This is a genomic window from Bradyrhizobium sp. F1.4.3 (assembly GCF_040548375.1).
GTDB lineage: Bacteria > Pseudomonadota > Alphaproteobacteria > Rhizobiales > Xanthobacteraceae > Bradyrhizobium.
The window spans coordinates 36,339-59,791 of record NZ_JBEPRN010000001.1 but is presented as its reverse complement, the minus strand read 5'-3'; the positions used below and the strand labels follow the sequence as shown (position 1 = coordinate 59,791).

20 protein-coding genes and 1 tRNA gene are annotated in these 23,453 nt (G+C 65.3%); 6 read left to right on the top strand and 15 right to left on the bottom strand.

Features of this window, described 5'->3' with window-relative positions:
• Window positions 1-10: 10 nt before the first annotated feature.
• The 3 genes from ABIB73_RS00345 to ABIB73_RS00335 are packed head-to-tail and all read right to left on the bottom strand — an operon-like array spanning window position 11 to window position 3,778.
• The gene (locus tag ABIB73_RS00345) at window positions 11-1,531 is read right to left on the bottom strand and encodes an amino acid ABC transporter permease (RefSeq protein WP_354220320.1); all 1,521 of its coding nucleotides are present in this window, start codon (window positions 1,529-1,531) and stop codon (window positions 11-13) included.
• A complete protein-coding gene (locus tag ABIB73_RS00340) occupies window positions 1,528-2,733 on the bottom strand; it encodes an amino acid ABC transporter permease (protein ID WP_354220318.1) in 1,206 nt (401 codons plus the stop codon). Before ABIB73_RS00340 ends, ABIB73_RS00345 begins: the two co-directional genes overlap by 4 nt.
• 28 nt (window positions 2,734-2,761) lie before the next feature.
• Window positions 2,762-3,778: an amino acid ABC transporter substrate-binding protein gene (locus ABIB73_RS00335; protein WP_354220316.1), complete on the bottom strand. Its 1,017-nt coding sequence runs from the start codon at window positions 3,776-3,778 to the stop codon at window positions 2,762-2,764.
• Between the two features lie 397 nt (window positions 3,779-4,175).
• Between ABIB73_RS00335 and metC the strand changes: the two genes are divergently transcribed.
• Both metC and ABIB73_RS00325 read left to right on the top strand, forming a co-directional pair.
• Window positions 4,176-5,360, top strand: a complete 1,185-nt coding sequence (gene metC / locus ABIB73_RS00330; RefSeq protein ID WP_354220315.1) for a cystathionine beta-lyase — start codon at window positions 4,176-4,178, stop codon at window positions 5,358-5,360.
• Between the two features lie 133 nt (window positions 5,361-5,493).
• Entirely contained in the window at window positions 5,494-7,185 is a 1,692-nt protein-coding gene (locus ABIB73_RS00325) for a Na/Pi cotransporter family protein (RefSeq protein WP_354220313.1), read from the top strand.
• A 13-nt stretch (window positions 7,186-7,198) separates the two neighbouring features.
• Here the strand turns inward: ABIB73_RS00325 and ABIB73_RS00320 are convergent, their stop codons facing one another.
• From ABIB73_RS00320 to ABIB73_RS00295, 6 genes are all read right to left on the bottom strand, one after another.
• Window positions 7,199-7,537 carry a lipid-A-disaccharide synthase N-terminal domain-containing protein gene (locus ABIB73_RS00320; protein ID WP_354220311.1) on the bottom strand — a complete coding sequence of 113 codons (339 nt, stop codon included), beginning with the start codon at window positions 7,535-7,537 and terminating at the stop codon, window positions 7,199-7,201.
• A complete protein-coding gene (locus tag ABIB73_RS00315) occupies window positions 7,534-8,268 on the bottom strand; it encodes a glycosyltransferase family 2 protein (RefSeq protein ID WP_354220309.1) in 735 nt (244 codons plus the stop codon). Before ABIB73_RS00315 ends, ABIB73_RS00320 begins: the two co-directional genes overlap by 4 nt.
• Window positions 8,269-8,335: 67 nt before the next feature.
• The gene (locus tag ABIB73_RS00310) at window positions 8,336-9,181 is read right to left on the bottom strand and encodes a phosphatase PAP2 family protein (protein ID WP_354220307.1); all 846 of its coding nucleotides are present in this window, start codon (window positions 9,179-9,181) and stop codon (window positions 8,336-8,338) included.
• A 1-nt stretch (window position 9,182) separates the two neighbouring features.
• On the bottom strand, window positions 9,183-10,925 hold the full coding sequence (locus ABIB73_RS00305) for an ArnT family glycosyltransferase (RefSeq protein ID WP_354220305.1): 1,743 nt from the start codon (window positions 10,923-10,925) through the stop codon (window positions 9,183-9,185).
• Window positions 10,926-10,976: 51 nt separating this feature from the next.
• Window positions 10,977-13,085: a penicillin-binding protein 1C gene (gene pbpC, locus ABIB73_RS00300; protein ID WP_502918375.1), complete on the bottom strand. Its 2,109-nt coding sequence runs from the start codon at window positions 13,083-13,085 to the stop codon at window positions 10,977-10,979.
• A 139-nt stretch (window positions 13,086-13,224) separates the two neighbouring features.
• Window positions 13,225-18,429 (bottom strand): alpha-2-macroglobulin family protein, encoded by a 5,205-nt coding sequence (locus tag ABIB73_RS00295; protein ID WP_354220301.1) that lies wholly within the window; start codon window positions 18,427-18,429, stop codon window positions 13,225-13,227.
• A gap of 374 nt (window positions 18,430-18,803) precedes the next feature.
• On the opposite strand from ABIB73_RS00295, the gene ABIB73_RS00290 reads away from it, so the two are divergent.
• Together ABIB73_RS00290 and ABIB73_RS00285 are read left to right on the top strand one after the other, a co-directional pair.
• Window positions 18,804-18,880: transfer RNA gene (locus ABIB73_RS00290), tRNA-Arg, on the top strand.
• A gap of 181 nt (window positions 18,881-19,061) precedes the next feature.
• The gene (locus ABIB73_RS00285; protein ID WP_354220299.1) at window positions 19,062-19,289 is read left to right on the top strand and encodes a hypothetical protein; all 228 of its coding nucleotides are present in this window, start codon (window positions 19,062-19,064) and stop codon (window positions 19,287-19,289) included.
• 55 nt (window positions 19,290-19,344) lie between these two features.
• On the opposite strand, the gene ABIB73_RS00280 is transcribed toward ABIB73_RS00285, so the two are convergent.
• On the bottom strand, window positions 19,345-19,497 hold the full coding sequence (locus tag ABIB73_RS00280; RefSeq protein WP_354220297.1) for a hypothetical protein: 153 nt from the start codon (window positions 19,495-19,497) through the stop codon (window positions 19,345-19,347).
• 271 nt (window positions 19,498-19,768) lie between these two features.
• Window positions 19,769-20,068 (bottom strand): hypothetical protein, encoded by a 300-nt coding sequence (locus ABIB73_RS00275; protein ID WP_354220295.1) that lies wholly within the window; start codon window positions 20,066-20,068, stop codon window positions 19,769-19,771.
• A 191-nt stretch (window positions 20,069-20,259) separates the two neighbouring features.
• Here ABIB73_RS00275 and ABIB73_RS00270 point away from each other — a divergent pair, with 191 nt between their 5' ends.
• Window positions 20,260-20,442, top strand: a complete 183-nt coding sequence (locus tag ABIB73_RS00270; protein WP_354220293.1) for a hypothetical protein — start codon at window positions 20,260-20,262, stop codon at window positions 20,440-20,442.
• 380 nt (window positions 20,443-20,822) lie between these two features.
• Here ABIB73_RS00270 and ABIB73_RS00265 read toward each other — a convergent pair whose 3' ends face one another.
• The 3 genes from ABIB73_RS00265 to ABIB73_RS00255 all read right to left on the bottom strand — a co-directional run bounded on the left by ABIB73_RS00265 (window position 20,823) and on the right by ABIB73_RS00255 (window position 22,335).
• Window positions 20,823-21,617, bottom strand: a complete 795-nt coding sequence (locus tag ABIB73_RS00265; protein WP_354220291.1) for a hypothetical protein — start codon at window positions 21,615-21,617, stop codon at window positions 20,823-20,825.
• 187 nt (window positions 21,618-21,804) lie between these two features.
• Window positions 21,805-22,023, bottom strand: a complete 219-nt coding sequence (locus ABIB73_RS00260) for a hypothetical protein (protein ID WP_354220289.1) — start codon at window positions 22,021-22,023, stop codon at window positions 21,805-21,807.
• A 75-nt stretch (window positions 22,024-22,098) separates the two neighbouring features.
• Complete coding sequence (locus tag ABIB73_RS00255; RefSeq protein ID WP_354220287.1) at window positions 22,099-22,335, bottom strand: hypothetical protein; 237 nt, start codon at window positions 22,333-22,335, stop codon at window positions 22,099-22,101.
• A 273-nt stretch (window positions 22,336-22,608) separates the two neighbouring features.
• Between ABIB73_RS00255 and ABIB73_RS00250 the strand changes: the two genes are divergently transcribed.
• Complete coding sequence (locus ABIB73_RS00250) at window positions 22,609-22,956, top strand: DUF6481 family protein (protein ID WP_354222499.1); 348 nt, start codon at window positions 22,609-22,611, stop codon at window positions 22,954-22,956.
• 179 nt (window positions 22,957-23,135) lie between these two features.
• Here ABIB73_RS00250 and ABIB73_RS00245 read toward each other — a convergent pair whose 3' ends face one another.
• Window positions 23,136-23,378 (bottom strand): pentapeptide MXKDX repeat protein, encoded by a 243-nt coding sequence (locus ABIB73_RS00245; protein WP_354220285.1) that lies wholly within the window; start codon window positions 23,376-23,378, stop codon window positions 23,136-23,138.
• Window positions 23,379-23,453: the final 75 nt, after the last annotated feature.

Sequence of the window (23,453 nt, the reverse complement as noted above, 5' to 3'; positions counted from 1 at the left end):
GTGAGCTCGATCAGTTGCGGCGGTGAGCGTTGAGGCGGCGCTCGACGAAGAGCGAGTAGCGTGACATTCCAAAGCAGAACAGGAAATAGATGATCCCGGCGAAGGCGAAGCCGGTGAACGCAGTCGACGGCGTCGACCATTTCGGATCCGAGAATGACGCCCGCAACGAGCCCAACAGGTCGAACAACGCGACGATCGAGACCAGCGAGGTGTCCTTGAACAGCGAGATGAAGCTGTTGACGAGGTTCGGAATGACGTGGCGGAGCGCCTGCGGCAGCACGATCAGCGACGTCGTCTTCCACCAGGACAGCCCCAGGGCCGCCGCCGCCTCCCCCTGCCCGCGCGGGATCGCGGCGAGCCCGCCGCGGACATTCTCGGCCTGGTAGGCGCCGGTGAACAGGGCAATGCCGATCAGCGCGCGCACGAGGCCGTCGACCGAAAAATTGCCCGGCAGGAACAGCGGCAGCATGTAGGTGGCGAAGAACAGCACGGTGATCAGCGGCACGCCGCGCCAGAATTCGATGAAGGCGATCGAGAATATCCGGATCAGCGGGATCGAAGCGCGCCGGCCGAGTGCCAGCGCGATGCCGATCGGCAGCGAGGTGACGATGCCGGTCACGGAGACCACCAGCGTCACCAAAAGGCCGCCCCACAGATTCGTGGCGACGATCGGCAGGCCGCCGTGATCAAGTCCCATCAGCTTGATGACGATTGCGATCGCGATGAAAGCGACGATGCTCGCGAGCAAGGCGCGCCCGCCGCTCCGCAGGCCGCCGCCGAGGAAGAAGACGATCAGCGAGATGCACGCGGTGGTGATGGCGAAATCGACCCAGACCGACTGGCCCGTCGCCTGGATCTGATCGCGCAGCCAGGTCAGCGGGAAGATCAGCCAATGGATCGCGGTGCCGACCAGCACGACGAGGTTGCCGACGACCCAGAGCAGCGGCGCGATGGCCGATGTCTTGCTGAGGCTGAGCAGGGCCCGCCCGGCGCTAGTGATGCTGTCGTCGAACAATTCCAGCGCGCCGGCCGTCCAGCTCAGGCCGAATCCGGTGATGCCGCCGCCATGCAGCAGGAAGAACGCGACCACCGGAAAGGCGAAGAAGAACAGGCCGGCGTTGAGCCCCTTCGCCGGCAGGCGGGGAATGAGCAGCGGCAGCAGCAGAGCCACCGCCAGGACGAGCGCGAGGTTGACCCGCCAACGCTCGGCCTCGGGATAGAAGCCGTAGATCAGTTGCGGCAGCTTGGCCTGGATATACGGCCAGCAGGCGCCGACGGTAAACCCGGCGTTCTCGGCGAGGCAGGCGGTGCGGTCCTTGCCGATCCAGACCGCATCGACCATCAGGAACCTGACGGACGGAATGATGGTGAACCAGAGCAGCAAAGCACCCAGGATCGTGAGCAGAATGTTGGTCGGCGAATTGAACAGGCGGGTGCGCAGCAGGCCGATGAAGCCGGTGGTCTTCACCGGCGCGGGACGCTCGGCGACCAGGTCCTGACGGACGAAGGATGACGCAGTGATGTCGGTCATGCGCCGAGGCTCCGGCTGATGCGCCACCCGTAGATGCTCATGACACCGCTGGTAATGAGCGAGATCAGCAGATAGACGCCCATCGTCATGGCGATGATCTCGATCGCCTGCCCGGTCTGGCTCAGTGACGTGCCGGCGAACACCGACACCAGGTCAGGATAGCCGATCGCAACCGCCAGCGAGGAATTCTTGGTGAGGTTGAGGTACTGGTTGGTCAACGGCGGCACGATCACGCGCATCGCCTGCGGCACGACGATCAGCCGCAGCGTGGTGCCGCGGCTCAGGCCCAGCGACGATCCCGCCTCCATCTGCCCCGCGTGGACGGACAGGATGCCGGCGCGCACGATCTCGGCGATGAAGGCGGCGGTATAGGTCGACAGCGCCAGCGTCAGCGCCACGAATTCCGGGATGATCCGCGAGCCGCCGGCGAAATTGAAACCCTTGAGCTGCGGCAGCTCGACAGTGAAGGGCAGACCGAACACCAGCATCGTGACCAGCGGGAGCCCCAACAGCAAGCCGACCACGTAAGGCCAGATGCTGATCATCCGGCCGTACTGAAACAGTGCCCGACGCGCATAGGTGCGGAGCGCCAGCGAGGCGACGATGCCGACCGCAAGCACGGCCATGAACGGCATCAATCCGGGCTCGCCGATCGGGCTGGGAATAACCAATCCGCGATTGCTGATGAAGGCGAGGCCGAACAGCGAAATGCTCTGGCGCGGATTAGGTAACGCGGCGAGCACTGCCAGATACCAGAACAGGATCTGGAACAGGAGCGGCAGGTTGCGGATGATCTCCACATAGATCTCGCCGACACGCGACAGCAGCCAATTCGGCGACAGCCGGCATAGCGCAACGACAAATCCGATCACGGTGGCGAAGACAATGCCCACCACCGAGACCACGAGCGTGTTCAAGAGCCCGACCACGAACACCCGCAGGAACGTGTCGGAGCCGGTGTAGGAGATCAGGGTCTGATTGACGTCGAAGCCGGCATTGTTCCTGAGGAAGCCGAAACCGGCGGCAATGTGCTGGTTTTCGAGATTGGCGCGGGCGTTGGAGATGATCTCGTAGGCGATCCAGCCCAGGACCGCCGCGAAGGCAAACTGGACGGCGACGCCGTTCCAGCCTGCCTTGCCACCCAGGAGTCGCCTGATCTTCAGCGCGATCTGGAGCGGCGCTTTACGAGCCTCGGTGCTCATTTTGCCCCTGGCCTGCGGATCAAGCGGATCAGCGGATTGGCGGCGCGTACTGAAGACCACCCTTATTCCAGAGATTGTTGAGACCGCGATTGATGGCGAGCGGCGAGCCCGCGCCGACATTGCGGTCGAACGCCTCGCCGTAATTGCCGACGGCCTTCACGATCCGGATCACCCAGTCCTTGGTCACGCCGAGCTGTTCGCCGAAATTACCGTCAGAGCCGAGGACGCGTTTCAGCTCCGGGTTCTCCATCTTGGCCTTCTCGTCGACATTCTTCGAGGTGATGCCGAGCTCTTCGGTGGTGACCATGGCAAACAGCGTCCATTTCACGAGGTCAAACCACTGGTCGTCGCCGTGGCGCACCATCGGCCCCAGGGGCTCTTTCGAGATGATTTCCGGGAGCACCATGTGATCGTTGGGATTCGCCAGCTTCAGGCGATTGGCATAGAGGCCGGACTGGTCGGTGGTGAAGACGTCGCAACGCCCGGCTTCGTAGGCCTTGACCGTTTCGTCGTTGGTGCCGAACGCGATCACCTCGTACTTCATGTTGTTGGCCTTGAAGTAGTCGGCGAGATTCTGCTCGGTGGTGGTGCCGGTCTGGACGCAGACCGAGGCGCTGTTCAGCTCCAGCGCCGAATTCACCTTGAGCGACTTCTTCACCATGAAGCCCTGCCCGTCATAATAGGTTACGCCGGTGAAGTTGGCGCCGAGCGAGGTGTCGCGCGAGATGGTCCAGGTGGTGTTGCGCGAGAGCACGTCGATCTCGCCGGATTGCAGTGCGGTAAAGCGATCCTTGGCGGACGTCGGCACGAACTTGACCTTGGTCGGGTCGTTGAAGATGGCGGCCGCAATGGCTCGGCAGACATCGACGTCGAGCCCGGTCCAGTTGCCCTTGTCGTCGGGCGCCGAGAAGCCCGGCAGGCCCTGGCTGACGCCGCAGGACAGCACGCCCCGGTCCTTGACGGTCTTGAGCGTTTGCGCGTCGGCGGCTTGGGCGGAGAGGCCGGCGGCGAGGGCAAGAGTGAGAGCCAGGGCTACGCGTTTCATGGGCTTTGGGCCTTTCAAAGTCGTCTCAAGGACAGGAACGTTGTCTCAGGATCGTCTCCGCCAGGACTTTCCCCGTAAAAAGGCTAGCCTTGCAAGAGTCATGCTGGAAAACCTTGCCGAACACCCGCCCATCCCTGAAAGGCCATACCTTAATCCCCACCACAGGCGCCCGCCGTTTTGGCTATGGCGCAAGGTCCGGTCAGACGATGGATCGAAGGTCGCGGCAGGCCCCTCAACATGCGGCGACTGAATAGCACCTGCGCATCACAGAACGACTGGCGAGCCGGGTCAAGGGGTTGACGGGACTCTTCTGTGTTCTGTTATTAATTCCTGCGGCCTCCGGCCGACCCGCGGGGCGCGACGCGCGTCCATCGGAAGCACTTTTGAAAGCAGACGCATGGATTCTTCGCATCCCTCCCAACAGCATGCCGAGACCCGGCTGGTCACCTCCGGCCGTGACACCAAGGCGCAGAAGGGGTTCGTCAATCCGCCGGTCGTTCACGGCTCGACTGTGCTTTATCCGACCGCCGAGGACCTGCATGCCCATCGCGGCGAGTTCCAGTACGGCCGCCACGGCACCCCCACCACCAGGGCGTTCCAGGACACGCTGATGGCGCTGGAGGGACCGCAATGCGCCGGCGTCGGCATCGCGCCGTCGGGGTTGGCGGCGATCTCCACCACCCTGCTCGCGGTGTTGAAGGCCGGCGACCACCTGCTGGTCTGTGACAACGTCTATCGGCCCTCACGCAATTTCTGCAATGGCCTGCTGGCCCGCTTCGGCGTCGAGACCTGCTATTTCGATCCGCTGATCGGCGCGGGCATCGAAAAGCTGTTCAAGCCCAATACCCGCGCCGTGCTGATCGAGGCGCCGGGCTCGCAATCCTTCGAGATGCCCGACATCCGTGCCATCGCCGAGGTCGCGCATGCGCGCGATGCGCTCGTGATCGACGACAACACCTGGGCGACGCCGCTCTATCACCGCTCGCTCGACCAGGGCGTCGACATCAGCATGCAGGCTGCCACCAAATATATCGGCGGCCATTCCGACATCATGTTCGGCACGATCTCGGCCAACGCCAAGGCCTGGCCGCAGATTGCCGAAGGCATCCGCCAGCTCGGCGTCTGCGCCGGCCCCGACGACGTCTTCCTCGCGCTACGGGGCTTGCGCACGCTGTCGGTGCGGCTTGCGCAGCATCATCGTTCGGGGCTCGACATGGCGCGCTGGCTCGCTGCTAGACCCGAGGTCGCGCGCGTGCTGCATCCGGCGCTCGAAACTGATCCCGGCCACGCGATCTGGAAGCGCGACTTCACCGGCGCCTCGGGCCTCTTCAGCATCGTGCTGAAGCCGGCGCCGCAGAAGGCTGTCGACACGATGCTCGACACTCTGAAGCTCTTCGGCATGGGCTTCTCCTGGGGCGGCTTCGAGAGCCTGGCGATTCCCTTCGACTGCGATGGCTATCGCACCGCGACCAAGTGGGCGCCGGGCGGCCCGACGCTGCGTCTGCACATCGGGCTCGAGAGCGTCGACGACCTCAAGGCCGATCTTGACAGCGGCTTTGCTGCCCTCAAAGCGGCAATGTGAGCCTGCTCACAAGGCATCGCGCCTCGGGAACGCGCAGCTACCGCAAACGTTAACGCCGACCCGCCAACAAAGGGTTTGATCCACGATCGTTTGGCGCTAGCCTGACCCTTCGACTCTAATCCGGACACGGAGCATGGGAACGTTGGTTCTGCTCGATCTGATGGGTGGCGTGGCGCTGTTGCTGTGGGGCCTGCACATGGTCCACAGCGGGATTCTGCGCGCCTTCGGCCCCGACCTCCGTCGCCTGCTCGGCAAGGCGCTGAGCAACCGCTTCAGCGCCTTTGCCGCGGGCCTCGGACTGACTGCGCTGCTCCAGAGCAGCACGGCGACGGCGCTCCTCACCAGCTCCTTCGCGGCCGAGGGCCTGCTCAGCCTCGTTGCCGCGCTCGCCATCATGCTCGGGGCGAACGTCGGCACTACGCTGATCGTGCAGGTGCTATCGTTCAACATCGCAGCCGTCGCCCCCGTACTGTTCGTGCTCGGCCTCGTCGCCTTCCGCTCGGGCGCTCGCTCGCGCATCAAGGACATCGGCCGCGTCTGCATCGGCCTTGGGCTGATGCTGCTCTCGCTGCACATCCTGCTCGACACGCTGGCGCCGGCAGAGAACGCGCCCGGCGTCCGCGTCGTGATGGCCGCCGTCACTGGTGATCCCGTTCTGTGCATCGTCATCGCAGCGCTCGTCACCTGGGCTGTGCATTCGAGCGTCGCCAGCGTGCTCCTGATCATGTCGCTGGCCTATTCGCAGTTCATCACCCCTTATGCGGCGCTGGCGCTGGTGTTGGGGGCCAATCTCGGCAGCGCCATCAACCCCGTGTTCGAGGGCGCCAGGCGCGACGATCCCGCGAGCTACCGCCTGCCGGTCGGCAATCTCGTCAACCGCGTGGTCGGGATCGTCCTCGTCTTGCCGTTCCTGAACGTGATCGCCGGGCACATGCATGCCTGGCAGCCGGATCTCGCCAGGATGACGGCCGCCTTCCACATCGCCTTCAACGTTGGAACGGCCGTGGTCTTCATCGGTCTGCTCGACACCATGTCGCGCCTGTTGACCCGGCTCCTGCCAGATCGCGTCCAGGAGGCCGACCCGGCCCGGCCGCGCTATCTCGACGAGACCGCGCTGGAGACCCCGTCACTGGCGCTTGCCGATGCCGCCCGCGAGGCGCTGCGCATGGGCGACCTCGTCGAGGTCATGCTGCGAAAGGTGATGGCCGCGATGATGACCGGCGACCGCACGCTGGTCGACCAGGTCTCGAAGATGGACAATGTCGTCGATAGCCTCGACGAGGCCATCAAGCTCTACGTCACGAAACTGACCCGCGGCAGCCTCGACGAGAGCGAGGGCCGGCGCGCGATGGAGATCATCTCCTTCGCCATCAACCTCGAGCATATCGGCGACATCATCGACAAGAATCTGAGCGAGCTTGCCACCAAGAAGATCAAGCGCCGCTTCCAGTTCTCGGCCGAAGGCGCCGACGAGCTCGCCGCCTTCCACAAGCGCACGATGGAGTCGCTGCGGATCGCCTTCGGCGTGTTCATGTCCGGCGACGCCAACGAGGCCCGCAAGCTCCTCGTCGAGAAGACGGCACTGAAGAACACCGAGCTTGCCGCGATCGAGCGCCATCTCGACCGCCTGCGCGAAGGCCGTCCAGAGACCATCGAGACCACGTCGCTACATCTCGACGTGCTGCGCGATTTGCGCCGTATCCACTCGCACATCTGCTCGGTCGCCTATCCAGTGCTGGATGCGGCGGGCGAGCCCCATCGCAGAAGCGAGGCGGATGCGGCCGCCCTGCCCGCATCAGGTGCGGCGTCGGCGTTGCCGCGCTGACGGTCAGTCGACCTCAGCGATCCAGCGTTTTCGATGCGCTGCCGCGGTTCTTCACGATCAGCATGATGTTGCGGAGATAGATGATGGTCGCAAACAGCTGTCCCATGATGATCACAGGCTCGCGCTTCACCACGCCGTAGACCAGTGTCATCAGGCCGCCGCCCATCGAGCAGAACCAGAACGCTATCGGTACCACGCTGTTTCCGGCGCGTTCGCTTGCAATCCACTGCACCAGGAAACGTGCGGTAAAGAACAGTTGCGCGATCAAGCCGAACGCGAGCCAGAAGTCGAACTTGGCGACGAAGACGTCGTAGAAATAATTGCTCAGCGCCTGGCCGTATTGGATGATCACGCGTTTACCTCAGTCACATCTGGTGTCGGCTTCTTGCGGCGGATCAGCCACCACACGCCGGCGAGATCCATGATCCCGATCCACAGCCGGTCGAAGAAGCCGTAGTTTGACACGCCGGAATGGCGCGGCCGGTCGATCACGTCGACATAGGCGATCTCGTAGCCCTCACGGCGCACCAGCGCGGGCAGGAAGCGATGCAGCCCGTCGAAATAAGGCAGCATCAGGAATACGTCGCGCCGGAACGCCTTCAACCCGCAACCGGTGTCGCGCGTGCCGTCCTTCAGGATCGATCCGCGCACGCCGTTGGCGATACGCGACTGGAGTTTCTTGAAGCCGGTGTCCTTGCGCCCGACCCGCTGGCCGGCGGCGAGCCCGACGCGCGGGCCCTTCTCGACCGCCGCAATCAGGTCCGGCAGGAAGGCTGGATTGTTCTGGCCGTCGCCGTCGAGCGTCGCCACGATCGCGCCGCGCGCGGCACGAACGCCGCTCCGCACCGCGGCCGACTGACCGCCTGACCTGGCATGGAGAAGCTGCCGCAGATTGTCCCGCCGCGTCATGATGGTGCCGAGCCGCTCGCCGGTCGCATCCGTCGAGCCGTCATTGACGTAGATGATCTCGTAGTCCCAGCGGCCGTCGAGCGCCGCGCTGATCTCCTCGATCAGGGGCGCGATGTTATCGGCTTCGTTGCGCACGGGAACGACGATGGAAACCGAAGGCTGGGACGACGACAAATCGAAAGCTCGTGGTTGGAATTGGCCCGCACCCTGGGGAACCGGCGGCCCCGGCAGGCAGCCGCTTTTATGGGGCGGATGCCCCGCGGGCAACCCTTTTGAGCCGTCCCGTGACCGGTCCCGGAAGAGCCACAATGGTGCCATCGGCGCGGATGGCAAAGCCAAGCCTCCGGGCCGCAAACCAGTAGCGCACCGCCATGGCGCCGACCATGCCGACCAGCGCGCCGGCCACGACGTCGCTCGGGTGATGCGCGAGCAGCACCAGACGGGTCAGCATGATCACGATGGCGTAGGTAAACATGAACACCCGCAGGCGCGGCCACAGTGCCGAGACCGCAAACGCCAAGGCGAACACCGTCACGGCATGGCCCGACGGCAGGCTGGAATAAGCCCCCGTTCCATCGAACGGGATAAAATTGAACGGATTGGCCTTGCCGCCGACGAACGGACGTCCGCGGCCGATGAGGTATTTCAGGATCTCACCGACGAACACGGACAGGGCAACAGACAGAAACATGAACTGGAGCCGCGTTCCGAGACCGAGCAGCAGCGCGCGGCGTGTGCCGTGAAGCCCCGCGGCGACGAGCGCCAAGGTCACCAGCGCAACCCCTAGCACGGAGAGCACATTCTCATCCTTGCCGAAATCGGTGAGGATGCGGATCGGCCACAGGCCGGGCGTGCCGCGCGCCGGCATCGCCTGAATCTCGGTCTGATCGAAGGCAAGCATCAGGGCGATGACCACCGCCACCCCCGCCACGCTGAGCCACAACGAATGCCGCGCCAGCTTTCGCGCAGCCTCAGCGCGGCGCGAATGCGAGGGCGTGCGCACGAGCTGCGCCAGCGCCCCCCACGAGACCGAGAGCATTTGCGCGGGATAACCCGCGCGCGGCGCAATGTCGGTCGAGGCCGGCATCCTACTCGGTGCCTTCGGAGCGGAAGATCGAGATCGAAATCGCACGGCCTTGCGAGAAATTATAGCCGTCGATGCGCGCGCCGACCTTGTAGCGCAGTCCGATCGCCTCGGCGCGCTGCACGAAGCTGCGTTCCGTACGCTGCTCGATCAGCGCGAAGCGGCAGCTCCCCTGCCTGAGGAAATCCGCCGCGCCAGAACCGTCTGTCAGCAGTGTCTGGGTGCCGGTCAGGAAGACGAGGCTCGGCTCGTGATAGCCGGCAGACGCCGCCTTCGGCCCGACGCAGGTGACGCTGCGTAGCGCCCGCGCGACCTCGATGCTCGGAAACAGCGGCGTCAGCGACGGCAGCACGATGCCGTAGACCACGACCGCCAGCATCAGCGCCGCGACCAGCGCGTTGAGGAGCGAACGCTCGGCGCGGTTGTTGTCGTAGAGCCACCAGGCGAACAGGCCGAAGATCAGCGAGGCTGCGATGAACGGCCAGGCCACGAAGGCCGGCTGCCGTGTCAGCGTGACCGCGCCGACCACTGCGACGATCGAGCCGGCCGCAGGGATCGCGAACCACCAGGCCGAGCCGCGCATCAGCCATGACCGCGACAGCACGCGCCGCTCCAGCGCGCCAGCGGTGAGGATCGCGATCGCCGGATAGAGCGGCAGCACGTAATGCGGCAGCTTGGTCAGCACCGCCTCGAACACGATCCAGGACGGGATCAGCCAGGCCAGCAGGAACTGCGCGCCGGGCTCGCGCCGCGCGCGCCACACCGCCGGCGCCGCCATCGCCGCAAGCGGCGCCCCCGGCCAGAAGGTGATCCAGAACAGCGCCAGGTAAACTCCGGGCGGCGCCCCGTGGGATTCCTGCGCGCCGATCTTGCTCAGCATGTCGCCGCCGACGGAATCGGCGAAGAAGGCATCGCCCGCCCGCCAGAAGATCGCGATGAACCAGGGCAGCACCAGGACCAGCATCCACATCAGGCCCCAGACCGGGCGCAGCTTCCACAGCCAGGAGGCATCGCGGTCCTGGATCGCGAGCGCGACCACGGTCAGCCCTGCAAACATCAGGATCAGCGGGCCCTTGATCAGGATGCCGACGGCAAGCGCTGTCCAGAAGATCGCGGGCCAGCTCCAGGGCGGATGGGTCTCGTCCTCGGCGCGCTGCCAGGACAGATAGGCCCGCGCCATCGCGCCCATCGCGGCGACCACGCAGAACAGCAGCATCGCGTCGGTTTTCGCAAGCCGTGCCTCGACTCCGAGCAGCACGGAGGCGCACATCAGGAGCGCGGCCAGCACCGCAGCGCGCCGCGTGACGAATCCGAGTGCCGCCCAATAGGTCATGAGCACCGCGCCGATCGCGCCGATCAGCGATGGCAGCCGATAGACCCAGATCCGCAACTCCGCCTTCGGCAATTTGAGCGCCGTGGCAATTTCGACCGCGGCCGATTGCAGCCAGTAGATGCCGACCGGCTTCTTGTAACGGACGTCCTCCTGGAAGCGGATGTCGACATAGTCGCCGCTCTCGACCATCTGCTTGGTCGCCTGCGCAAAGCGTGCCTCGTCGCGGTCGACAGGCGGAATCGTGAAGAAGCCCGGCAGGAACAGCAGCAGCGCGCACAGCACCAGAAAGGCGACCGCCCTGGCGTGGCTGGCCGTGACGATGTCGAGCATCAGCACGAGCCGGCTGCCCGGATTCACGGGCGATTTCGGCTCGCGCGGCGCTCCAAAACGGGGGCTGGGATAGGTCTCGGACATTTGGTTCCGCTTACGCTGAAACCGCCATCGCCACAACCGCTTGAGCCGGGGTCATTGAATTCGAATGACAACTGTGTCCGCGGCGCCCGTGGCGTCGATCACGGTGAGCCGCGCAAAGCCGGGGCCAGGCGGTTCGATCAGGCGTTGGCGCCTGCCATCGATCTCGCCGAGTGCCGTGCCGTTGACCATGACTGTCATCGGCAGAACCCCGCCAGCGACCTTCACCGGCATCACGGCGGCCTCAGGCCCGCCGGCGCGATCGACATCGATCCGGGAACCGTTGAGCGGGAACTGGATGTGCAGAGCTTGCTCGCCGCCGGCCCGGACGAGCTCCCCGACCGGGCGGAACCGCTTCAGTGGCAACGGCAGCTTGGCGTTGCTGGCCACCAGGGTTCCCTTTGGCGGCTTCGGCAGCGGGGTCAGCGTTTTGCCAGTCCGGGCGAAGGCATCGAACAGGATGGGCGCCGCGGCCACGCGGCCGATCAGGCCGGGAGCCGGCGCCCCGTCGGGCCGGCCGACCCAGACCCCGATGGTCATGCGGCCGTCGAACCCGACCGACCAGGCATCGCGATAACCGTAGGAGGTGCCGGTTTTGAAGGCGATGCGGTTATGAGCGGCGTTTTCCGGTGGCGGCGTGCCCAGCAGCACGTTGCCGACATGCCAGGCCGCGACCTGATCCAGTAGCCTCAGCGGCTCACGGTCGTCCTTGCCTGCCACGACCTCACGCAGCGGCTTGGTTGTACCCAGCCGGGCGAGACCGGCATAGAGCTGGGCGAGGTCCTGGAGCGTTATGCCGACGCCGCCGAGCCCCATGGCGAGCCCGGGCGCCTCGTCCTTGGGCAGGACCAGATTGCCGCCGGCCTGGCGCAGCCGCGATGCCAGCCGGCTCGCGCCGACGCGGTCGAGCAGCACGATGGCCGGCACGTTCAGCGACATCTGCAGCGCCTTCTTCACCGGCACCGTGCCCTGGAACGTCATGTCGAAATTCTCCGGCGCGTAGGAGCCGAAGCGGACCGGGCGGTCGTCGATCAGGCTGTCGGGATGGACGAAGCCATCCTCGAAGGCGAGCCCGTAGATGAACGGTTTCAACGTCGAGCCCGGCGAGCGGATGGCGCGGGTCATGTCGACCTGCCCGGCCCGGCGCTCGTCGAAGTAATCGGCCGAGCCGACGCGGGCGAGCACATCGCCGCTATCATTGTCGACGACGATGATGCCGACCGAGATGCTGGGCCCAAGCGCGAGGGCGCGGTCATGCGCCAGCGGCTCCAGCACTTTCTGGAGGTTGGCATCGAGCGTCAGCTTGATGACCGGCGTATCCTTCACCGTCGCAAGCGCCGTGTCGGAGGCATGGGGCGCCAGGATCGGCATCGGCTTGCGCAGTTTTGGCACCGGCACAGCCTTGGCCTGCTTCGCATCGTCAGCGCTGACCTGGTGCTCCTCGACCATGCGATCGAGTACGCGATCGCGGGCCTTGCGCGCGGCCTCGGGATAGCGGTCGAGCCTGCGCGTCTCCGGCGACTGCGGCAGCGCCACCAGCAGCGCGGCTTCCGGCAGCGACAGCCGTTTGGGCTCCTTGCCGAGATAGGCGATGGATGCCGCACGGATGCCTTCGAGATTGCCGCCGTAAGGCGCGAGCGCGAGATAGAGGTCGAGGATCTGCTCTTTGCTCAGCGTTCGCTCGATCTCGATCGCGCGGACGATCTGCCGCAATTTTGCGTAGAGCGAGCGCTGCCGCCGTGGCTCCATCAGCCGCGCCAGCTGCATGGTGATGGTCGATCCGCCCGACACGATGTGCCCGCGGGTCGCCAACTGCACCGCGGCGCGGCCCAGCGCGAACGGGTCGATACCGTCATGGGCGTAGAAGCGCTGATCCTCATAGGCGAGCAGCAGCTTCAGATAGGTCGGATCGACATTCGCTTTTGTCTCGACCGGCAGCCGCCAGCGGCCGTCGGCCATGGCGTATGCGCGCAGCAGCTTGCCGTTGCGATCGACGATCGTGGTCGAGACTGCGCGCGACTCGTCGAGGGGCAGCGGGCAGAGAGAGTAGACCCAGGCAACGAAGCCGCCGATGGCGAGGATGAAAGCGAACACTGCTACCGACAGGATACGAAAGCCCCTGCCCCTCGCTCCGTCATGGCCGGGCTTGTCCCGGCCATCCACGTCCTTGCTCGCGGCACCAAAGTCCGTGGATGCCCGGGACATCTGCGCGAAGACGCGCTTCGCGCTTTTGCCCGGGCATGACGACTGAGTCTGTGGCTCCGCCTTGCTCATACGATCCAGCTCAGTTTCCCGCCATCACTCACTTCGCCGCCCGCACCTCAACGTTCCCCGTGCCGGTCCGCCCATATCGCGAGGGATTGTACATGTCCTCGACATAGGCCTGCGGCAGCACGTATTTGCCGGGCGAGACCGCGCGCACGATGTAGGCGACGGTGAAGACCGACTTGGAATCCGAGGCCCGGTCGACGGCAGCGGTGAAGCGGTCGTCGCGGAATTCTGTATCCTCCGGCTCCTGGCCGTCCTCGATCCAGTCGAGCGTGCCGCTGTCGCCCGACGACACCAGTTTTGGATTGTCGATCTCGAGGCCCGCCGGCAGATAGTCGGACACCATGATGTGGCCGTACTCCGGTTTGGCCTCGGTGATCTTCAGCACCACTGCAAAGCGGTCGTTCTGCTTGACCTTGCTGACGTCGGCGGGCTTGCCGTCGAGCGCGAAGTAATTGCGCTCGATCTTGAAGCCGTTGGACGCGGCCGGCTCGGGCGTCACCGGCGAGCCGGACACCGACACCACTGCCTGCACCGGCGCATCGCCGGTGTTGGTGATCTTCAGCGGCTTGCCGTCCAGGGTCGCGGCCTTGTAGCTGCGATAGAGCGCGGTCTTGATCGGCTGGCCGTCGACCTCGATCGAGAGGTTCTCCTTGGCCAACGCCCGCGCTGCCAGCACCAGCCACGCATTCTCCTGCGTGGAGGTGTAAGGCGTCAGTCCGCGCGCGGTCTCGACCCGCAAGACGGCCTGCGTCAACGTCGCCTTCGGCGCATTGCCTTCGCTGGCAAGCGAAACGAGCGCCGCGGCATCGCGGAGCTGCGAGCCATAGTCAGTGCGGCCGAACTCCAGCACGGGCTTTGGCGCGAGGCTGTCCAGGGCAGCACCATAGACCCGTTCCGCGCGGTTGCGGTCGCCGACCAGCGCCAGCGCCGCCGCGAGTTGCGACTTCGCAATCGGCGTGGCGAGGTTGCCCAGCTTGGTGTCGGCGAGATAGCGGAGATCGCCGATCGGCGCCGCGCCATTGCGGGCGAGCACGTAGAGGCCGTAGGCGAGATCGCGCCCACCGTCCTTCTCCGGCTCGTTGCTGTTGACGACGGAGTTGCGGACGCGGTCGAGCGCGTTCTTGAACAGCACGTCCGGCACCACAAAGCCCTTTTCACGGGCCCGGGTCAGGAAGTCCGTCACGTAGGCGTCGAGCCAGGCATCGTCGCCGCCGGCCGACCACAGGCCGAACGAGCCGTTGGAGCCCTGACGCGCCAAGAGCCGCTCGATCGCATCACGAATGCGCTGGTCGACCTCGGTGTCCATGGCGAGATGCGCGCCGGCCGCGAGATCGTTGACATAGAGCAGCGGCATGGCGCGGCTCGTGATCTGCTCCGAGCAGCCATACGGATACCGGTCGAGCGCCTTGAGGATGGTCGCCGCATCGAGCGCGGTCGACGAGCTTGCCGAGACCGAGACGCTGCCGGTCCCCGGCACGAGATCGGAGAACATGTCCGAGGTCAGCGTCAGGCTCTCGCCCTTCGCCAGCGTCCGGATCGAGCGTCGCGCCAGCACCTGTGTCGCCGCCTTGACGTCGAGCGCATAGTGGCGCGCGAGCACCAGCCCATTCGGCCCCTTGATGTCGACGTCAAGCGTCGCCTGCCCTGCCGCGGTTGCGTCGAGCGCCAGCGAGAACGAGTTGCGCTGCTTGGCGGCGAGCTTCACCGTGGTTGCGGGATCGCCGGTCATCTTCACCGGGCCGCCCGTCTTCACGTTGATGACGTAGTCGCCGGCCTGCCCCTCGACATTGTCGATCTCGAGATTGGCCGTGCCATGGTCGCCATTGAGCAGGAAGCGCGGCAGGGTCGTGGTCAGCACCACGGGGTCGCGGATCACCACGTCGGTGTTGGCGCGGCCGAGTTTTGTCGCGGTCCACGCAACTGCCATCACGCGCGCGGTGCCGGCGAACTCCGGAATATCGAAGCTCACTTCGGCAGTGCCATCAGCGGCAACCGTGACGATGCCCGAATAGAGCGCCAGCGGCTTTTGCGCGGGCGGCGAGCCCTGAAGCTCGGCCGCACCGGCATCGCCGCCGGACTTGATCTGGCCGCGCGTGCCCGACATGCCGTCGATGAGCTGCCCGTAGAGATCGCGGATCTCCGCGCTCAGGCGGCGCTGGCCGAGATAATAATCGTCCGGTGCCGGCGGCTTGTAGTTGGTGAGGTTGAGGATGCCGACATCGACCGCCGCGATCACGACCTTGGCGTCCTCGCCCGGATTGAGCCCGTCGAGCTTGACCGGGATTTTCAGCGTCCCATTCGGCCGGACCAGCGCCGGCGGCGTCAGCTTCACGGCCAGCGTCCGGGCCTGCTTGTCGATGCCGAACCATTTCAGCCCGATCGCGCGGCCCGGCATGCGCTGCGCGGCGGCGTCGAGCGGTCGGCGCAGCGTCGCCACCACATAGGCGCCGGTGCCCCAGTCCTTGCCGACCGAAAGCTTCACCTGCGCGGTGCCTTCCTTGACATCAATCGTCTGCGTCGTCAGCAGGCGGTCACCGAGCACATTGATGGTGAGCTTGCCGGCAGTGCGGACGTTGACCGACACCGTCATTGTGTCGCCGGAAGCGTATTGCGGCTTGTCGATCGAGGTTTCCAACAGGTCCGGCGTATCGGCGCTGCCGTCAGAATACCAGCCGACGTCGAACTGCACCGAGGTCACCGGGCCGTCGGCATCGTTCGCCTTCACGTCGAGTCGGTAGCGTCCGGGCGGAGGCGTAAGTGAAACGCGCGACGGCTTGTCGGCCGCGATGGTGACGTCACCGTCGGCGACGCGCGAGGTCGACTTGACCGGCTCGTAATCCCAGTAGTTGTTCTGGCGATACCATTGGTAACGCGACTCCATCTTCAGGAGCTCATAGCGCAGGCCAGCGCGGGCGAGCTGCTTGCCGTCGGGCGAGACGAACACGATGTCGAACTCGGCCTTGTCGCCTTCAGCCACGTTCCTGTCGCCGAATAGCGGCTTGATGCCGATCATGGCGGCGGCGGGCGCAACCGGCAGCACCAGCTTGCGCTCGACAGCGCGGCCGCCGGTCTCGACCATGCGGACGAAGATCTGTGCCTCCTGCGGACGCGTCGAGGCCGGCTGCTTGTCCAGCGTCACCGGGAAGGTGGCAACGCCATTGGCGTCCGCCTGAGGCAGGTTCTCCAGCGGCGCGCGCTCGTTCGAGGTGGTCTCCTCATCGGCGACGCCGAACTGGTATCCGGCAAAGCCCGGACGTTCAGACGCGGGCGCAATTAGCATATCGCCCTCGAGCTGGAGGCCCGAGGCCGGCGCGCCATAGAGGAAATGACCGTCGGCCTTAAGCTCTACAGGAGCGTTAGCTTTGATCAGCTTGTCCTTGGCAGACAGTTCGAATTCGATTCTATCGGGGACATAATCCTCGACCATGAAGGTGGTCTCGCCGACCGAAGAACCCTTCGGGTCGGTGAAAGCGCGCACGCGCCAGGTTCCGGTCGGAACGGCCGAGTTGAGCGGCACGGACAGCGTGCGGCCACCGGCGCCCTGGTCGGACAGCACGGCGCGGCGGAATTCAACGCCGTCCGGGCGCTCGATGACCAGCGTCAGCGGTCCGCTGGTGACGGCATTGCCTTGCCCGTCGCGGAGCAGCGCGGTGAGATAGACGGTCTCGCTCGAGCGGTAGACGCCGCGTTCGGCATAGACGAAGGCATCGGCGCCAGCTGGCACCGCGCGTCCTGCCACGCCGCGATCGGACAGATCGAACGCTGAAGTCTTCAGGCTGAGGAAGGCGTAGTCGGCCTTCTCGCCCGTGACGGTCAGCATCGCCGGCGACAGGCCGCCCTCGCCGCGCGCGAGGCCCGCCTCGAACAGGACGTGGCCAGAGTCGTCGGTCTTGCGGGTCGCCAAAATCTCGTTGTTGCGGGCAACCAGCCGCACCTCGGCCTTCCCGACGGGATCGGTCGAGGCCAGCGAATTGACGAAGACGTGGATGCCGTCATTCCCGGAATAGGCTGTTACCCCGAGGTCGGAGACGATGAACCATTGCGTCGCGAGCTGGGAGTCGTCGTCCGAGCCCGGGCCCTTGGCCGCGGCCGTCATCACATAGACGCCGGGCTGGAGCTCGCCCAGCGCCTGATCAACCGGAAATGCGGTGGTGACGTCCTGATTCAGCGTCATCGCCGTCGCGAGCTCGCCGGACCAAACCTTGACGCCGCGCTCGTCGCCGAGATCGCTGAGCTGGTACTTCGACAGCGCCTTCTGGAAATCGCTGTCGACCACCGTGTTGATCAGATTGCGGTCGCCGATCCGGAACACATTGATGTTGACCGCGGGCGTGTTGACGCTGACCACGGGAATGCCGCGCTGGCCGGTCTTCGGCAGCACATAGGCGCGACTGGTAAAGCGCACGAAGGGTTTCCGGTCGCGCACATAGATGTTGAACTCGGCCGATTTCGGCAGTCCCTCCTTGACGGTGGACGGCAGGCCGGCGCGCAGATTGATGTTGTAGCGCTCGCCGTGCTTCAGCCCGTCGACGCAGAGTTGCTTGCCTTCGGCCGACAGCGCCGGCTTGTCCTGGCCCGCGAGCGCCAGGAACGGCGCGAAATCGGTGCGCTTGGCGAGCTCTTCCGAGAACTGGAAGCAGGCGCGCGGGCTCGCCGAGTCCGAGTCCACGGTATAGTCGAGCAGCCGAAAACCGTGCTCGTCGCGCAGCTTCTCATATTGGCCGCGGACGTCGGCGACCTCGCGTATGTCGAGTGACAGCCGCAGCGCATCCAGCGCCGGCCGCCATAGCTTTCGTTCGGCCAGCGACTTGCCGAGCACCGCGAGCGCATCGGCCTCCTCGCCCGGGTTGCCGGCCCGCTGATAGGCGATGTAGGCGGCGGTCGAGGCGCGCTCCAAGAGGAAAGTCTGCTCGCTTGAGCCCTTCGGCGTGATCTGGAAGATGACCTTGGCGAGCCGCAGCCAGTTGCCGGCGTCCTCAGGCGTGGTCGCGGCGACCTGGCCGAGGATCGACAGCCCGGTGCGGAAATCGTTGCGCCGGAAGGCGGCGTCGGCATCGGTGCGCAGCGTCGCGCCGGTCTTGGCGACCGGCCCCGCCTCGCTCTTGATCTGGGCCTCCAGCCTGATCGCGGAATCGGCGAGATCGTCGCGCTTGAACGCCTTGTCCGCTCCTTGCGCGGCCGCAAGGCCGAACGCCAGCGTGGCGCAGAGTGTAACGGCGCGGACCAGACCGATCATGATGGACTCCCGGAAACGCGGACAAACGCCGCGGTGGCGATAAAGTGCGCGGAAAGGTGACGGACTCAAGGCGATGGAACCGGAGGTGCAAAACGTCGCATTCGCCATGGCGAGGCAAGCCCAAAGCCGCCGAAGGACCGCCGCAAGGAAGCGGCGGTCACGGAAAAGATCTACCGGCAAAGCATGTCTTGAACCGGATTCTTGGGCACGACACGGCTTGCCGCCGCGTCGCCGGCCCGGTCAAACGCACTCCGCCGCTCCGCTTTGTCGCTTTCGGGGGGAAAACGGTTCGGTTCAGGCTTGGCGGGGCTGCGGATTTTTCATATTTGGCGTGATAGAAGACCGGCAGGTGGTAGCCGAAGCCGGCACCAGAAGGTCCCGTAGCTCAACTGGATAGAGCATCAGATTTCTACTCTGAGGGTTGCAGGTTCGATTCCTGCCGGGATCGCCAGCCTTCAACGCCTTCGCAAATCTGTCGCACTTCAAGAACGCGTGCGCGGGCCTATCCAGGAGACGGGAGAGCCCCACCTATTGCGCATGCAGAAGAGGCGTCGAAGGATTCTGTGATGCCGTTATCCGACTGGACAAGAATCGCCATCGCATCCGCAGTTGCCGTTACCGCGATGTCTTTTTTGGCGATCGACGCGACCGTCGACGTCAACGCCGGCGGGATCGCAAAACGCCTTGAAGTGGCGCAAGCTTCCATTGCGAATGCCGCGGCGAGCCAGCATCAACTGGCCTTCGCCGTTCAGGCGTGGGTGCGCGGAAGCGACCAGACGCACCGCTCGACCGCGGATCGACCATGCGTCCAAGGCCACGGGCACGGACTGCAACCGGTCGGCATCGATCGCGGCGTTTGACGGAAGCCGCAGGCCGGCTCTCACATGCGCCCGCGCTGAGTTTTGTCGGAGGGGCCTAATCCGTCCGTTCGTCGTCGCGCCGTTCGCGCGCGAGCTGATGCCAGGCGAGCGCGATTTCGATGAGTCTTTGCCGGTCGGCGCCTTCGGACGCCGCCGCCAGCTTCATCGCAGCTGCGGCTTCGTGCTGTGGGTCGTACTTGCTACACATGAGGCCGACTCTAACCGGCCGATCTGGACAAGCGCGTGGCAATTTTGTCCGTATGAATGCGGAGAACGAGGCGTTGTCGCAGGCGATATCGACACGCTAAAATTGTGACTCAAATTGAGTTGCACTCGCGGTTTCAAAGCGGCCCGAACCGGCCTCTCGACGCTCACACCAATTGCGAATTGCGCCAACGACGAAACGAACGTGCGCAGCAGAAGACCGGCGCAACGATCGCGCCGGTCTTCGTATTCCCCTCAATTCGTGTGAACCGGCCTCAGCGGCCCGTCGCGGGGTTCGGGGGCGAAGCCGGTTGCGATGGGTTCTGGCCGCTTGGCAGCAGCGTGTTGCCGGACGGATTGATGGTCGTGTTCATCCCGCCAGTGGCACCGGTCGCGGCGCCCGTGCCTGTGCCGGTTGTGGTTCCCGTCGTGCCGGATGAAACGCCGCCCGTGCCGACGCTGCCGGAAGCCCCTGCCGATGCACCGCCTCCGGCGGAGCCGCCTGCGCCCTGCGCGAAAGCGGCCGTCGACGAGATCGCCAGTGCCAGGCCCAAGGTGATTGCGGCCAATTTCATAGAATACTCCTTCTGATCGCTTGCTAACAGAAGGGGTAAGCGCCTGGCCGCGCAATCGTTCTGAATGCCTCGCGCACAAAGCGGTGAGGCGCAGATCTCATTCCGATGGATCTGTGAATTGCATCACAGCCGGGGCCCGGCGCGTCGGCTAAACAGCGCCTCAGTGCACCGCTGAACGCGAGACCGGATGGATGGCCGTTCCCCTCATGACACAAGAAGCCGAAGCCGCGACACGGGCTGACGCGGCGGCATCACGGCGCAAGGCCGACCTGCACGGGCTCGCTCTTCTCGCAACCATCATCATCGCGATGACGGCCTGGATCGGCGCCCTGGTCTGGGCAGCGATCGCATTCCTGAGCTGGCTCGTCTCCTAGAGGGCGACACCATCGGGACGTCGCAGGCTTGCGCCTGATCCCTTCGGAAAACCGCGGCGCCGTCGTTTCCGGTCGAGCGCTAGAGCAGGTAGTGCACGAATTGCACCGCCTTGATCCCCCCGCACACGATAATGGCCCAGAGCGCCAAGCTGATCTGGATCGCATCCAGCATGTTCTTGTCCCCGCGACTCGCGTTTCGATTTTTTCTTTGATCAAGCGCGCGATAAGGGGGGAGCGCCAGCGAAAATTTGAGGAAGTTGTTGTGCGTCGCCGCAAGGATGCCGCGGCGCGTTCGCGGCGCGTAAAACAAATGAGGGCGGGCACGGGGCCCGCCTCATTTACTTTAGGTCCTGCGCTTCAGATCGCGCTCAGGTGCTCAGTCAGTAGCAGGCCCGTGGATCGGCCTGCACATACTGGCCGCTTGGGTAGCGGTAGTAACAAACGCCCTCGGCGACGTAGTAGCCGGGACGCGAGGCCGCCGTAGCGCCAGCGATTGCGCCGGTGGCGCCGCCGATCACGGCGCCTGCGGCAGCTCCCGAGGCCCTGCCCGAAATCAGGCCGCCAAGCACGCCGCCGACGATGGCCCCACCCAGCGCGCTCGCGCCGGGATCGGGTGCAGGCGGCGGGGGCGGCGGCTCATAGGCGACCGGCGGTCCCGGCGGCGCGTAAGCCACCGGCACGTCGTCGATATAGTCTTCGGAGATGTAGGCAGGCGGCCCGTCCATCCGCTGCGGATAATAGTACCAGACGCCGCCGACGTCCCACCACCAGCCGGAGCGGCCGTTGTGGACCTCATGGCGCCAGCGCCCGCCGTCCCAGGCAAGGTTGCCGCGATAGGCGTGTCCGCCCCAGTCGCGCGCCTGCGCGGGGCCGCGCGCCACATCCACATAGCGTCCCGGGGGCGGACCGCCAGGACCACTAGAACCACCATGCGGAGCGGGACCCATGTGGGCCTGGCCGCCCTGGCCGCCTGGCGGAGGCGCGGGGTGCGCCGCCTGCTGCGGCGGGCCCTTGCGCATGTTCTGATTGTTCTGGGGGGGCGCGCTTGCGCCCTGCCCCGGCGGTTGGCCAGCGCCCTTCGGCGGACCCGCGTCCTGCGCTTGCGCCGCGAGCGCCAGCAAGGACATGGCCGAAACCATGGGAATGATGATCTTCATGCGGCTGGACGCACTCATTAGTGCCTACCCCCTACTTTCTCGATGGCCGTGGTCCACGCGCGATAGACGATTCGGATAGCGCTGGCTGATGCCGGCCGACATAACTGACCTGCCAAGACTGACCTGCCGGGTCTGCTATGTCCCATTACAAATGATTAAGATCACGGCAATTTTTCGTCCGGACGAGTCTCGACAATGCGCCTGCCTAGCGGGCGGGCTCGATTACATTGCAGTTGGTGCGCCCCGACATCAGGCAATCCTGCATCTTGCTGGCGGCGGTGAGGTCGCGGGCGAGCCACAGGCCGACACCGAGAATCACGGCGGCAATGATCAACCCTGCAATGGCGCCGCGGCGGTTGTCGCCGGATTGAGGTTTTAGCGGGGATTTGGGCTTCTCGCCCGGTTCGGGCTTGGACTCGGACATGGCTACCTGGTCGCGCGGGTGAGATGGCTTATCACCTCTGCGACGTCGCGTCACATCGCGCCAAGCCGCTCCGGTTCAGCCCCGGGTCGGCCGGATCGCATCCTTGCGCGAGGTTTCGACCGCGGGGGTCGCCTGCTGGACCCGCGGTGCGCAGCTCGTGAGCACGAACGCGGTCCGGGTGCATTCCCAGTCCGCACCCAGGACGGCGCTCTCGATCGGCTGCGGTCGGGCGAGCAGCGACACAGCGCCCGCCACCGCCACCGCGGCAACAGTGATTGCAAGGGCCTTCAGGCTCAGCCGGAAAAAAATCATGCCCGTGCTCCGTCTCGTATCGTATCGTATCGGGGCCGACGCTAAGCGCCGCCGTCGTGGGTCCTTATGAGGGACATCACAATTCGGCAGTTTTTCCGGGCTACGAATGATCTGCTGGTCCAGCGAATTTTCGTCTACCTGGTCGGCTGCGATTATGGGTGGCATTGCGGCGCGCGTGGATGTACACGCATCTGCGTCGCGTGGTGCCTGCTATGCCCAGCCGACGTACCAACAGCCAGTGATGTAGGATTGAAAGCGAGGAAGGCAAGGCCCGTGAGTGGATTTAGGGAACCAGGCTTTACAGACCGGCAAAAGGCGGCGCAGGACGCACGCAAAAACCTTTTGAACAAGTTCAAGTCGCAGCCAGGGCCGGACGACCCGAGCGTCGCGGCGAAGCGTGCCGAGCGTGAGGCTCTCGCGGCCAAGCGCGCCGAGGCAAAGGCTGCGCGCGAGGCGGAAAAGGCCGAGCAGAAGCGCCGCGAGGAAGAAGTCGCAGCGCTGGAAGCTGCTCGGATCGCGCGCGAAGCCGAAGAAGCGGCAGCAAAGGCGGCTGAGATGGAGGCCGAGCAAAAGGCCAAGCGGGACGCCCGCTACGCCGCCCGCAAGGCCAAGCGCAAGTAACGTTCACAAGTAGCGTTCAACTGAAATTGAACTGAGGCACGCCTCGGTTCACGCCTCACGACGGGACGGTCTTGCCAAGGCCGCGCGAAAGCGCGGCCCAATGACAGGCGATGGACCTCATCTGGATCGCGAAACGCCGGGCTCGCCTCGTCGAGGCGCCCCGGCATGACGGTGCGAGATCAATTCTTCTTCATCATCCCGTCGTCTTTCTTCATTCCGTCCTTCGACATCGTGTCCTTCTTCATGCCGTCGTCCTTGGACATGGTGTCCTTCTTCATGCCGTCCTTGGACATCGTGTCCTTTTTCATCATGCCGTCGTCCTTGCCCATCTTGTCCTGGGCATAGGCGGCCGGCGCGAGCGCGAGGCCGAGCGAGAGGACGGCAGCCGAAATGCCGAGCGCGATGCGGGTGCGAATGGTCATGGTTCATCTTCCTTCGAGGTGACGTTTGCCAGCGACGAATGCCGCTCCTCATTCTCGACGGATCGATGCCCACGC